This is a genomic window from Collinsella aerofaciens (assembly GCF_028207065.1).
In the GTDB taxonomy this organism is placed as follows: domain Bacteria; phylum Actinomycetota; class Coriobacteriia; order Coriobacteriales; family Coriobacteriaceae; genus Collinsella; species Collinsella aerofaciens_AR.
Genome location: NZ_JAQLFP010000042.1, coordinates 1 through 12,614 on the forward strand (window position 1 = coordinate 1; position 12,614 = coordinate 12,614).

The 12,614-nt window shown below is 60.0% G+C and carries 10 protein-coding genes; 7 read left to right on the forward strand and 3 right to left on the reverse strand.

Annotated elements, in window-relative coordinates; translation table 11 throughout:
- Window positions 1–85: 85 nt before the first annotated feature.
- The gene (locus PMX72_RS09685) at window positions 86–850 is read right to left on the reverse strand and encodes a DUF134 domain-containing protein (protein WP_215693507.1); all 765 of its coding nucleotides are present in this window, start codon (window positions 848–850) and stop codon (window positions 86–88) included.
- 166 nt (window positions 851–1,016) lie between these two features.
- Here PMX72_RS09685 and thyA point away from each other — a divergent pair, with 166 nt between their 5' ends.
- From thyA to PMX72_RS09705, 4 genes are all read left to right on the forward strand, one after another.
- Window positions 1,017–1,865 carry a thymidylate synthase gene (thyA, locus tag PMX72_RS09690; protein ID WP_055309513.1) on the forward strand — a complete coding sequence of 283 codons (849 nt, stop codon included), beginning with the start codon at window positions 1,017–1,019 and terminating at the stop codon, window positions 1,863–1,865.
- A gap of 9 nt (window positions 1,866–1,874) precedes the next feature.
- Window positions 1,875–2,393: a dihydrofolate reductase gene (locus PMX72_RS09695; protein WP_271729843.1), complete on the forward strand. Its 519-nt coding sequence runs from the start codon at window positions 1,875–1,877 to the stop codon at window positions 2,391–2,393.
- Between the two features lie 109 nt (window positions 2,394–2,502).
- Window positions 2,503–3,417, forward strand: a complete 915-nt coding sequence (locus PMX72_RS09700; RefSeq protein ID WP_138112397.1) for a TrmH family RNA methyltransferase — start codon at window positions 2,503–2,505, stop codon at window positions 3,415–3,417.
- A 125-nt stretch (window positions 3,418–3,542) separates the two neighbouring features.
- Window positions 3,543–4,892, forward strand: coding sequence for an MATE family efflux transporter (locus PMX72_RS09705; RefSeq protein ID WP_195544370.1), 1,350 nt, complete (start codon window positions 3,543–3,545; stop codon window positions 4,890–4,892).
- Between the two features lie 129 nt (window positions 4,893–5,021).
- Here PMX72_RS09705 and PMX72_RS09710 read toward each other — a convergent pair whose 3' ends face one another.
- Window positions 5,022–5,477 (reverse strand): cob(I)yrinic acid a,c-diamide adenosyltransferase, encoded by a 456-nt coding sequence (locus PMX72_RS09710; RefSeq protein ID WP_138112399.1) that lies wholly within the window; start codon window positions 5,475–5,477, stop codon window positions 5,022–5,024.
- Between the two features lie 122 nt (window positions 5,478–5,599).
- Here PMX72_RS09710 and ftsH point away from each other — a divergent pair, with 122 nt between their 5' ends.
- Window positions 5,600–7,492: an ATP-dependent zinc metalloprotease FtsH gene (gene ftsH / locus PMX72_RS09715; protein WP_171021520.1), complete on the forward strand. Its 1,893-nt coding sequence runs from the start codon at window positions 5,600–5,602 to the stop codon at window positions 7,490–7,492.
- A gap of 81 nt (window positions 7,493–7,573) precedes the next feature.
- Window positions 7,574–8,029 (forward strand): 2-thiouracil desulfurase family protein, encoded by a 456-nt coding sequence (locus tag PMX72_RS09720; RefSeq protein ID WP_138112401.1) that lies wholly within the window; start codon window positions 7,574–7,576, stop codon window positions 8,027–8,029.
- Between the two features lie 48 nt (window positions 8,030–8,077).
- Here PMX72_RS09720 and PMX72_RS09725 read toward each other — a convergent pair whose 3' ends face one another.
- Window positions 8,078–9,160, reverse strand: coding sequence for an iron-containing alcohol dehydrogenase family protein (locus tag PMX72_RS09725; protein WP_271729845.1), 1,083 nt, complete (start codon window positions 9,158–9,160; stop codon window positions 8,078–8,080).
- Window positions 9,161–9,670: 510 nt separating this feature from the next.
- Here PMX72_RS09725 and ileS point away from each other — a divergent pair.
- A complete protein-coding gene (gene ileS / locus PMX72_RS09730; RefSeq protein WP_416378031.1) occupies window positions 9,671–12,448 on the forward strand; it encodes an isoleucine--tRNA ligase in 2,778 nt (925 codons plus the stop codon).
- Window positions 12,449–12,614 lie beyond the last annotated feature (166 nt).

Genomic DNA, 12,614 nt, shown 5'->3' on the forward strand with positions numbered 1-12,614 from the left:
CCTGGATGGTATTCCAGGCGGCCTTCGCCGTTTGTTCGCTGGTTGTCGCACGCGTGGAAGCGCGTTCTCGACGAGGTGCTTGCCGCTAGTGGCATCCGCAGCCTTCGTGCCCGTCATGGTCGTGGTGACCGTGGCAGCCGCAGGACTCGCCATGCTCGTGGATGTGCTCGTGATCATGTCCATGGCAGTCGCAGGTGGCCTCGCCGTTCTGTGCGAGCGTGCCGGCAATGAGGGCCTCGACGCAGGCATCGCAGCTGCCCTGGGCGCCCGCATAGACCGTGATGCCGGCTTGGGCAAGCGCGTTGATAGCGCCGCCGCCGATACCGCCGCAAATGAGCGTGTCAACGCCACCGTTGGCAAGCAGGCCCGCCAAGGCGCCGTGGCCGGTGCCGCCGGTGCCTACGACCTGCTCGTTGAGCACCTTGCCATCCTGGATGTCGTAGATCTTGAACTGCTCGCTGCGGCCAAAGTGCATAAAGATGTTGCCGTTGTCGTACGTCGTTGCCACCCTCATGGTGCCGACCTCCTTTGCTGGCCATGCGGCCGTCGTCGTGGCGATGGGGGAGTACGCGATATTGCCGCCCGCGATGACGAGCGCTCGTCCGTTGACCAGCGCTTCGGCCACCTTGCGATGCGCGCGGCTGCAAATGGCCGCCACCGTTGCGCGGGCGATGCCCATCTGCTGGGCGACCGCCTCTTGGTTGAGACCTTCCAGGTCGCACAGGCGCAGCACCTCAAGCTCGTCGACGGTCATGTCGATGGCATCACCGCTGGCCAGGCCATCGGGGGTAAAGCCGCGGTATTCGGGGATGATCCCGACGCGGCGCAGTTTTTCGCGTCTTCCAGCCATACGCTCTCCAAATCTGACATATGTCAACAATAGAATAGCGAACGTGCGGATTTGCGCAAGGAATTTCTGGCATATGTCAGAAAATGAGGGCTTATGTTTGGGCTGTGGGGCCGCGTGCGCCTGGGCTACAATAAATCTCGCTTATAGGCGACTGACAGGAGGGTCAATGAGCAAAGCTGATCAGCAGTTTGTAACCATGTGCCGCGATATCTTGGATCATGGCACCACCACCGAGGGCCAAAAGGTCCGTCCGGTGTGGGAGGACGGCACCCCTGCCTATACCATTAAAAACTTTGGTGTCACGGCGCGCTATGATCTGCGCGAGGAGTTCCCCGCGCTCACCCTGCGTCGTACGGCGCTTAAGTCTGCCATGGACGAGATTCTGTGGATCTATCAAAAGAAGTCCAATAACGTGCATGATCTCAACAGCCATATCTGGGATGAGTGGGCCGATGAGACCGGTTCCATCGGTAAAGCCTACGGCTATCAGATTGGTCAGAAGAGCCATTACGCCGAGGGCGACTTCGACCAGATGGACCGTGTGCTGTACGACCTTAAGCACACGCCGTATAGTCGCCGCATTATGACCAATACGTACGTGTTTAGCGATCTGTCCGAGATGCACCTTTATCCGTGCGCCTATAGCGTGACCTATAACGTGACGCAGCGTCCTCAGGACGACAAGCCGACGCTCAACATGATTCTCAACCAGCGCAGCCAGGACATTTTGGCCGCGAACAACTGGAACGTGTGCCAGTACGCCATTTTGCTGATGATGGTCGCGCAGTCGGTCGATATGATTCCCGGTGAGCTGCTGCACGTGATCGCCGACGCCCATATCTATGATCGTCATGTCGATATCGTCCGCGAGCTTATCGAGCGTCCGCAGTTTGCGGCACCCAAGGTAACGCTCAACCCCGATGTGCATGACTTCTATGCGTTTACGACCGATGACCTGATCGTCGAGGGCTATGAGCACGGCCCGCAGGTCAAGAACATTCCCATTGCGGTGTAGGTGACGCGCATGACGTGTAAGCTTTCTGCCATCGTCGCCGTGTGTGACGATTGGGGCATTGGGTGCGAGGGCGACATGGTGGTGTCCAATCGCGCCGATATGCGCCATTTTGTGGCCTGCACCAAGGGCTGCCCGGTTATCATGGGACGCAAGAACCTGCTGAGTTTTCCCGGCGGGCGTCCGCTCAAGAACCGCCGCAATATCGTGCTCACCCGCGACGAGAGCTTTGCCCCCGAGGGCGTCGACGTGGTGCATAGTATCGACGAGGCGCTCGCCGCGGTTGCCGATGAGCCCGTTGCCTGGGTGATCGGTGGCGGCGATGTCTATCGGCATTTTTTGCCGTATTGCGTCGAGGCCGAGGTCACGCATAACCACTGCGTCCATGTCGTGGATACGTACTTTCCCGATTTGGAAGCCGATCCTGCGTGGGAGATTGCGCAGCGTAGCGGGGTCGCGACGATTGCCGCCGGTGAGGGTGACGAGGGCGTCGATTATGAGTTCGTGACGTATCGTCGCATCGAGGCGTAAATCGTCTGGCGTGAACGGTATCATCGGGTTGATTGAATGCATGGGGCGGCGCTTAGCGTCGCCTCGTTTGGTATAGATGTGCTGTAAAGAAGGGTGCGGGCTGGCTGCTATGACTGATGCCGTTGAGGTTCTGCGAATTGATTCGCTCGAGGACGAGCGGCTCGATGCCTACGTGCGACTGACCGAGCGTGAGCTTCGCTGCGTGCTGGAGCCGCAGAAGGGCATTTTTATCGCTGAGAGTGCCAAGGTCATCGAGCGTGCGGTTCGCGCCGGATATGAGCCGGTGAGCTTTCTTCTGGGCGAGCGCTGGCTCGACCAGATGATGCCGCTGTTTGACCAGCTTGTCGTGCGCGAGGGAGCGGGTCCGGTTCCCGTGTTCGTGGCCTCCATGGAGCTCATGGAGCAGTTGACGGGCTTTAACGTGACGCGCGGCGCGCTGGCGGCGTTCCGTCGCCCGCGTCAGATTCCGGTTGATGAGTTCTTGGGCGGCGTTGTCGAGGCGGCGGGGGGTCGTCCGGTGCGCGTGTGCGTGCTTGAGGGTATTGTCGATCACACCAATGTTGGCGCGATTTTCCGCTCGGCTGCCGCATTGAACGTTGACGGTATTTTGGTCAGCCCGACGTGCTGCGATCCACTGTATCGTCGCTCGGCCCGCGTGAGCATGGGCACCGTGTTTCAGGTGCCGTGGACGCGCATTGGCAGCGAGGCTCGTGTGTGGCCGCATGATGGTCTGAGCGCGTTGCACGATGCCGGTTTTTCGTGTGCCGCTATGGCGTTGACGGACGACTCTGTTTCGCTTGATGATCCTGTACTGCGGAAGATTGATCGCTTGGCGATTTTTATGGGCACCGAGGGTGCCGGCTTGGGCGCCAAGACCATTGCCGGCTGTGACCACGCGGTGCGCATTCCGATGGCGCACGGGGTCGATTCGCTCAACGTGGCCGCGGCGAGCGCCGTCGCCTTTTGGCAGCTGTGCCCGCACGTGAGCAATGAGTATCACTACCAGCCGGGTTTGTATCACTAGGCAGATATTTTGCGCTGGGCTCTGATTCGGGGTGTTTCGGTCGACGCCGGTCGGTGCTAAGCTGGTATTTGCTTTGGTCTTAAATTGCCGTTTTGTTGTTTAACATACGTTGGCGGGGAGGGCGTGTGGCTAAGAAATCTACGGCTATCGATGTAACGCAGGGTGTCATTTGGCAACAGCTGCTGTCGCTGTGCGTTCCCATCTTTTTTAGTTCGTTTTTTCAGCAGGCCTACACGCTTATCGGTACGTATATCGTTGGCCAGTTTGGCGGCAAGCTCGCGCTGGGTGGCATTCAAGCCACGATGGTGCTCACCGAGCTCTGCATTGGCTTTTGCGTTGGCGTCGGCGCCGGCTGCGCGGTCATTACCGGTCAGTATTTTGGCCAGCACGATGATGAGCGACTGAGTCGTTCGGTCCATACAGCCATGACGCTCGCGCTGGTGGGCGGTATCGCTTTCTCGATTCTTGGCATAGTGTTCGTTGAGCCCATGCTGGTGCTTATGAACACGCCGCATGAACTATTGGCCGAGGGCGTGGCCTATGCTCGCTGTTATTTTGCCGCGATGGTTGCGGCACTGCTGCTTAATATGGGAACCGCACTGCTGCGTGCCGTGGGCGACACGCGCGGCCCCGCCGTGATCATTGCCTCTGGCTGCCTGGTTAACGTGGTGCTGGATATCATTTTTGTCGCTGTGTTGCATATGGAGGCGCTGGGCTGCGGCATCGCGGTGGCGCTGACCATTTGCTCCAATGCAACGATGATCGTGTTGCGCATGATGCGCGCTCCGGGTGCATGGCGTCTTTCGCTGTCTAAGCTCGGTATCGATCGCGGTATTTGCAAGAGTATGATCTCGTGTGGTCTGCCACTCGGTTTTCAATCGGCTGCCTATTCGATCTCGAACGTGCTGATCCAGGTATCGGTTAATTCGTTTGGCGCCGATGTCACGACTGCTTGGGGTCTATCTGGGCGCCTGGATGGCATTATCTGGATGGTGACCGAGGCGCTCGGCGTATCGATCACTACGTTCTCGGCGCAGAACTTTGGCGCGCGCAACTACGAGCGCATGCGCAAGGGCTACCATACGTCGCTCGTGCTGTCGTTTATGCTCATTGGTGGCCTGTCTGCCGTGCTGCTGGTGTTCTCGGGCCCGCTGTCGCGTTTGTTTGTCGACGATGCTTCGATTTCGGCGTACACCACGACTATCCTCCATTTCATTGCGCCGTTCTATGCGATTTTCTCGATTATCGAGAACGCCTCGGGTTCCATCCGCGGCGCCGGCGTGAGTTTGCAGCCTATGATGCTCACCATCTTTGGCACCGTTGTCTTGAGGGTGATCTGGGTGTTTGCGATCATGCCCTTCGATCCGTCGCTCGAGCATCTACTGCTGGTTTACCCCGTAACCTGGCTCATCACCGCAACCATGTTCACCATCTACCATCACAGCGGCAACTGGCTAGGTCGCGCCACCGCCTAGCTCATCCGTCAGATACCCCTGATAAGTTGCGGTGAAATAGTTCCTGAAAAGCCCTTGCGGACCGTCAAACAAGTACTATTCCACCGCAACTTCCTTATGAGCTGTAGGTGTTGGCGGAAAACGAATCAATTAGTATTCGATGCCTTGGCGGGCTAGGAGGCCTTCGTCGAAGTAGTGTTTGATGGGACGTATTTCGGTGACTAAGTCCGCGAGGTCGGCCAACGGCAGCAGCCCGCGGCCGGTGAGCACGAGTTCCGTGGTGGCGGGCTTTATCGCGATCAGCGCTTCGACATCCTCGCGTGTCACGAAGCCGCGGCGCATGGCCTCGCCGAGTTCGTCCAAAATCAGAACGTCGACCTGTGATATCTGCTCGCATGCGAGCTCCATGATCTGTGCGGCGCAAGCCTCGGGCGTGTCGCGGTCAGCTTGTACGATGCGCAGCCCCAGGCGCGGCGCGGCATCGTGTTCGGCGCAGTGCAGTTTCTTGGCAAACTGCAGCCTAAGAACGTCGAGCCCGTAGCCCGTCGCGCGCAGCGCGAGCCCCAGCGCAGCCGTCGTCTTGCCCTTGCCGTCGCCTGTATAGATTTGAACCTTGCCGACTTACAGTGATGCCATCTCTGTCCTTTCGTGCCCGGCGTCGGTTTATCGCCGTCCGGGTTGGGTATTCTAGAAAGCATTATCAACCCCAGTAGATGGAGTTCAAGCAGATGGAGATGGATGACAACAAACGTAGACGGAATATGATTCTCTACGTGCTCATCGCCTTCGTCGTCTACCTCGTGCTCTCGACCGTTCTGTTCCCCAACATCGGTCACACGCAGCAGATTACGAAGACCGATTACTCGACGTTTGTCAAAGCGCTCGATAAGAAGAGCGTCGACAAGGTCGAGTACAACACGGACGATTACTCGATTTATTACACCAAGAAGGGCGAGGACGAGAACATCGCCTACAAGACGACCGGTGTGCCGAATGACGCGGGCTTTACCGATCGCGTGCTTGAGTCTGGCGCTTCGCTGGAGTCGGTCGTTCCCGATAAAAACTCGGGTTTGATGACCTACTACCTGCTCACACTCATTCTTCCCATGGCGATTTTCTTCCTCATCGGTTGGTGGCTCAACCGCCGCATGAAGAAGGCTATGGGCGATGACGGCCCGTCGATGAACTTTGGCGGCGGCGGTTTTGGCGGCGGCGGACTGGGTAAGTCCGGCGCGCGCGTGATCGCCTCCAAGGACGTGGGCGTGACCTTTAAGGACGTCGCCGGTCAGGAAGAGGCCAAGGAGTCTCTCAAGGAGGTCGTCGACTTTCTGGAGAAGCCGCAGCGCTACGAGGAGATCGGCGCCAAGCTGCCGCGTGGTGCTCTCCTTGTTGGCCCTCCGGGTACCGGTAAGACCCTGCTTGCCAAGGCTGTTGCCGGCGAGGCCGGTGTTCCGTTCTTTAGCATTTCGGGCTCTGAGTTCGTTGAGATGTTTGTCGGTCGCGGCGCTGCTAAGGTTCGTGACCTGTTTAAGCAGGCCAAGGAAAAGGCACCGTGTATCGTCTTTATCGATGAGATCGATACCATCGGTAAGAAGCGCGATGGCGGCGGCTTTAGCGGCAACGACGAGCGCGAGCAGACGCTCAATCAGTTGCTGACCGAGATGGATGGCTTCGATAACCATAAGGGTATCGTTGTCCTTGCCGCAACCAACCGCCCCGACAGTCTCGATCCCGCTCTACTGCGCCCCGGTCGTTTTGACCGCCGCATCCCCGTCGAGCTGCCCGATCTGACCGGCCGCAAGAACATCCTCGAGCTGCATGCCAAGAGCGTGAAGACCGAGCCGCCGATCGACCTGACCGCGATTGCCCGCGCCACGCCCGGTGCCTCGGGCGCCGACCTGGCCAATATCATCAACGAGGGTGCCCTGCGCGCCGTTCGCGAGGGTCGCAAGCGTGCAACCCAGGACGACTTCGAGGAGTCGGTGGAGGTCGTCATTGCCGGCCAACAGCGTAAGTCCACGGTGCTGTCCGACCACGAGAAGCAGGTCGTTTCTTATCACGAGATCGGCCATGCCATCGTTGCCGCTCGCCAGAAGGGCTCTGCGCCGGTCACGAAGATCACCATCGTGCCGCGCACGAGCGGTGCTCTTGGTTATACCATGCAGGTCGAGGAGGACGAGCGCTTCCTGACGACGCGCCAGGAGGTCTTGGACAAGCTCGCTGTCTATTGCGGTGGCCGCGCAGCCGAGGAGCTCATCTTTGGCGAGATGACGACCGGCGCCGCCAACGACATCGAGCAGGCCACCAAGCTCGCCCGTAATATGGTGACGCGCTTTGGTATGTCCGACGAGTTTGGCATGATGGCGCTCGGTACCGTGCAGAACGCGTATCTCAATCAGGACACGTCGCTCACCTGCGCCCCCGGTACGGCCGAGCGCGTGGACGCGATTGTCGCCAAGCTGATCGAGGATGCGCACGACCGCGCTTTGCAGATTCTGAAGGAGAACAAGTTTAAGCTCCACGAGCTGGCTCGTTATCTGTATAAGAAGGAGACCATCACGGGCGAGGAGTTCATGAACCTCCTCACGCGCGAGAATCCGCTGATGCCCAAGCAGCAGTAAAGCCGCGGCCGAGCCAGTAAACGCCGACGCCCCATTTGAGCAGCTTTCTCAAATGGGGCGTTTTGCTTGAGAGGGATGGAAATGAAGATCGTGGTGAGCGCCTGCTTGATGGGCGAGAGCTGCAAGTATAACGGGCTCGACAACTACCATCGCGAGTTGGTCGAGGCCTGCGAGCGTACAGGGACCGAGGTCCTCTTGGTGTGCCCTGAGGTCTTTGGGGGCCTGCCCACGCCGCGCAAGCCGTCCGAGATTGTGAACGGAGAGGTTCGTACCTGCGAGGGCATATCGGTCGATCGCGAATTTCGCCTGGGTGCCCAACGAGCGCTCGATATGTGCGAGCAGGCGGGCGGGCCGGAAGAGATCGCCGCGTGCATCCTGCAGGACCGTAGTCCCTCGTGCGGCGCGGGTCGCATCTACGACGGAACATTCAGCGGCACCCTTACGGCGGGCAACGGCGTCTTCGTTGATTTACTGCTCCGCCACGGTTATCGCGTGATCCCGGCTAGCGAGTTCGACCCCAGCATGCTGGAGCAATAAAAAACCACCACAAAGGTGCTGCTCCCTTGTGGTGGTTTTGGCCTGGGTCTAGAGCGTGTGGCCGTAGGCGTTGGCGGCCTTGATGGCGGCGGCGAATTTTTCGTCGGTGAAGGGCTCCGGGTTGCCTTGCTTCCACTCGTTGGTGGCGTGTGCGTGCTCGCACAGGGCAGGGATATCGGTCTCGGAAAGCCCGACCTGCTCAAGCGTCACGGGCAGGCCCATCTGCTTGTTAAAGGCAGCATAGCGCTCAAGGTTCTCGGTGTCGCCCGTGTAGGCGAACAACACGAGCACGCCCAGGCTCACGACCTCGCCGTGCAGGTAGGAGCCCTCACGCGGAATGCTGCAGGTAGCGTTGTAGAACGCGTGCGCCACGCTCGAGTTGTAGTAGTAATCGTTCTGGTTGGTCAGGTTGGAGACGTAGCCCGTGTTGACCACGATGTCGAGCGCGATCTGCTTGACGGCTTCGGTCGACTGGTCCTGGCGCACGTCCTCAAGACCCTGGACGCCAAAGGTAAACAGCGGCTCGGAGCAGGTGTGTGCGAGCGCCAGGCCAAGACCGGCGGTGTGCTCCAGGTTGCCGGCGCTCGTGGCGTACTCGACCTCGGGCTGCTTAGACAGGGCATCACCCACGCCGGCCCAGAAGTACTCCGCCGGTGCCTCGGCGATGATCTTGGGGTTGATGAAGATGTGCGCGGGGCGATTGGGGTACGAATAGCCCTCGAGCGAGCCGTCGTCGTTGTACACAACGGCAATGGCGGTCGCGGCGGAGCAGTTGGAACAGATCGTCGGTACCGTAAAGACGATCTTCTTGAGCTCGATGGCCGCTGTCTTTACGGTGTCGAGCGCCTTGCCGCCGCCGCATGCGATGAGCACTTCGGCCTCTTGGCAGGCGGGGGAGTTCACAACCTTGGCGATATTGGCACGCGTGCTGTTGGAGCCGTAGACGCGCGTCTCCAAAATCTCGACGTCGGTGCCCTCCAGTGCCGCTTCGATACCGGGAAGTGCCGCGGCCAGTGCTCGTTTGCCACCGATGATTGCGACCTTGGTCGCCCCGTACTCGGCCAGCGCGCCGGGCAGCTCGGCAAAGCAGTCCTCGCCGACGGTATAGTCGCTCATTCCAATCGTGCGCATAGGAGCCTTCTTTCGCTAGATAAAGTGCTTTCAGGTATTTTGCTCCAAGTGAGTGCTTGCGGCAGCGAGAAATTTCTAAAGTATGAAACCAGTGTTGAGGGTTTTTCGCCGGCGCGGAACGTGCTAGCATACTCCGCATAAGCGTTGATGGGGACGAGTAGTCGGCCATCCGCATGCTACAGAGAGCGGGGAGTGCTGAGAGCCCGCGCATGCGACCGATGAAAATCACCCCGGAGCTGCGGTCCCAACGGACGTGCCGCGCAGGCACGTCTTAGTAGACATCGCCGAGATGGTCGTCGATACAGGCCAGCCGAGTAACGGATGCGAGCGCGCGAATACGCGGGCGAGGGCATCTAAGCTGGGTGGTTAAGCGAAGAGCTTTTACGGGCAGTTTGCCCGTTTTGTGGCGCTTCGTCCCAGCTTGTAGGGACGGGCGCTTTTTTGGTGCCCAGAGGGCGTGCGCGCCCACGACATGAAAGGGGTACCGTGGCAAACGAGTACAAGCAGACGATGAATCTGCCCAAGACCGGTTTTCCCATGCGTGCCGGTCTTTCCAAGTCCGAGCCTAAGCGACTCAAGGACTGGCAGGACAACAAGGTCTACGAGCAGGTTCTGAAGAAGAACGAGGGTCACAAGAAGTTCGTGCTGCACGACGGCCCTCCGTACGCCAACGGCCCGATCCACATCGGCCACGCCATGAATAAGATCTCCAAGGACATGATCAACCGCTACTGGATGATGCAGGGCTATGAGGTTCCCTACGTCCCCGGTTGGGACTGCCATGGCCAGCCGATCGAGCACAAGGTCGAGGAGAAGCTCGGCACCGAGAAGTTCAACCAGACCTCCACGGCTAAGATCCGCGAGCTCTGCAACAAGTTCGCTGTCGAGAACATCGAGCTGCAGAAGGCCGGTTTCCGTCGCCTGGGCGTGCTCGGCGACTGGGACAACCCGTATCTGACGCTCTATCACCAGCATGACGCCGCCGACATCGAGGTCTTCAAGGCCATGTTCGACAAGGGCATGATCTATCGCGGTCACAAGCCCGTCCACTGGTGCAAGCACTGCCACACCGCCCTCGCCGAGGCCGAGATCGAGTACTCCGACGAGACGAGCCCTTCCATCTTCGTGCGCTTCGAGATGACCTCCAAGCCCGCCGGCCTTGAGAACTTCGATGGCCCGGTCGACTTTATCATCTGGACGACCACGCCGTGGACCATCCCCTCTGACCAGGCCGTTTCCCTCAAGCCCGGCGCCGCCTACGTCGCCGTTGAGCACGACGGCCGTGCCGAGGTTATGCTCGAGGACCTGGCTCCTAAGTGCTGTGAGGAGTTTGGCTGGGAGTACACCCCGGTTATGGTCGACGGCAAGCCCTATGTGGTTCCCGCCGAGACCTTCCACCACATCCACTACAAGCAGCCGATTTTTGACGGTGTCGAGGGCGTGGCGCTGCTGGCCGATTACGTCGGTGTCGATGACGGTACCGGTATCGTCCACAACTCGCCCGGCCACGGCGTCGACGACTATTTTGCCTGCCTCAAGGAGGGCATCACCGACGTCTGCATGCCGGTCGATGACGACGGCAAGTTCTACACCGGTGAGGAGTTTGGCACCGGTGGCCCCTTCAGCGGTATGGATACCGATGAGGCCAACCCGCACATCATCGAGTTCCTGCGCGAGCGCGGCACCCTGGTCCTCGAGAAGAAGATCACGCACAGCTATCCGCACTGCTGGCGCTGTAAGCACCCTGTGCTTTTCCGTGCTACCGACCAGTGGTTTGTCTCGATGGACAAGACCGGTTTGCGCGAGCAGGCCGGCAAGGAGGTCCGTGAGAACGTCAAGTGGTATCCGGCTCACGCCGCCAACCGCATTGGCGCCATGGTCGAGCAGCGTCCTGACTGGTGCATCAGCCGTCAGCGCAACTGGGGTGTGCCTATCCCCAGCTACACCTGCGCCGACTGCGGCGAGAAGGTTATGAACGACGCCACGCTCGACGCCGTCATCAAGCTCTTCCACGAGAAGGGCTCCGACGCCTGGTTCACCGACGCTCCCGAGAGCTACCTGGGCGAGGCCTGCGTCTGCCCCAAGTGCGGCGGCCATCACCTCAAGGCCGATAAGGACATCCTCGACGTGTGGTGGGATTCCGGTGTCTCCTGGAAGGCCGTCTGCGAGTATCGCCCCGAGCTGGAGTATCCGGCGGACGTGTATCTCGAGGGCTCCGACCAGCACCGCGGTTGGTTCCAGAGCTCGCTGCTCACCTCGGTGGGTGCCAACGGCCACGCTCCGTACAAGGCTGTCGTCTCGCAGGGCTTCACGCTCGACGGCCAGGGCCGCAAGATGTCCAAGTCGCTCGGCAACGTCATCGACCCCAACAAGGTCTGCGACGAGATGGGCGCCGATATTATCCGCCTGTGGGTTGCTTCCGTTGACACCAGCTCCGACGTGTCCATCGACCACGAGATTCTTGCCCGTACGTCCGATGCCTACCGTCGTTTCCGCAACACGCTGCGCTTCCTGCTCTCCGAGCTCGAGGGTCAGTTTGAGCCCGAGACCGACGGCGTCGCCTTTGCCGACCTGCTGCCGCTTGACAAGCTCATGGTTGCCCGTCTGACCCAGGTCCAGGCCGAGGTCGACGACGCTTACTCTTGCTACGAGTTCCCGCGCGCCTACCGTGCGCTTTACGACTTCGTGGTTACCGAGCTTTCAAACGTGTACCTCGACGCCCTGAAGGATCGTCTGTACTGCGACAAGCCCGGTTCGCTCGAGCGCCGCAGTGCCCAGACCGTGCTGGCCGAGCTCTTCTCGATGCTCATGCGCGATCTGCAGCCGATTCTGTCCTACACCGTCGACGAGGCCATGGCCTATGCGCCCGCCGGCTGCGTCGACCACCAGAAGTACGCCGCGCTGCTCGATTGGTACAAGTCGCCCATCACGGTTGACGAGGCCAATGAGTTTGAGGGTGTGCTCGAGGCTTCACTCGAGCTTCGTAGCGCCGTGACCAAGGCCCTTGAGGATGCCCGCTCCGTCGGCACCTTCACCAAGAGCCAGCAGGTCCGTGTCAAGGCGGTCGTTCCCGCCGAGATGTATGCGCTGCTGACCGGCGATAAGGCCGTTGACCTGGCCGAGTTCTACATCGTCTCCGATGTTGAGCTGACCCAGGGCGAGGAGCTCTCCGTTGCCATCGAGGCAGCCGAGGGCGAGTGCTGCGATCGTTGCTGGAACTACCGCACCACCGTCGGCGAGTACAACGGCCACGCACATATTTGCAAGAGGTGTGCGGACGCACTCTAGTTACGCGGTTTTACCAAACCGCGTAACCGGTTGACGCTGCAAACCCGCCAGAGCGGCAATCTGCCTTTCAACTTCGGCGGCATGACCAAAAGGTCAATGCCGCCTCGTTTCAAGGCACCTTGCTCGCTCTGGCGGGTTTTCGCTCATATGACCCAATCCGCTGTCA

Coding starts and splice junctions, on each gene's coding strand:
- PMX72_RS09685 (WP_215693507.1), bottom strand. CDS start 850: ATGGCTGGAAGACGCGAAAAACTGCGCCGCGTCGGGATCATCCCCGAA.
- PMX72_RS09720 (WP_138112401.1), top strand. CDS start 7,574: ATGAAGATCGTGGTGAGCGCCTGCTTGATGGGCGAGAGCTGCAAGTAT.
- ileS (WP_416378031.1), top strand. CDS start 9,671: ATGAATCTGCCCAAGACCGGTTTTCCCATGCGTGCCGGTCTTTCCAAG.
- PMX72_RS09700 (WP_138112397.1), top strand. CDS start 2,503: ATGACTGATGCCGTTGAGGTTCTGCGAATTGATTCGCTCGAGGACGAG.
- PMX72_RS09725 (WP_271729845.1), bottom strand. CDS start 9,160: ATGCGCACGATTGGAATGAGCGACTATACCGTCGGCGAGGACTGCTTT.
- ftsH (WP_171021520.1), top strand. CDS start 5,600: ATGGAGATGGATGACAACAAACGTAGACGGAATATGATTCTCTACGTG.
- thyA (WP_055309513.1), top strand. CDS start 1,017: ATGAGCAAAGCTGATCAGCAGTTTGTAACCATGTGCCGCGATATCTTG.
- PMX72_RS09695 (WP_271729843.1), top strand. CDS start 1,875: ATGACGTGTAAGCTTTCTGCCATCGTCGCCGTGTGTGACGATTGGGGC.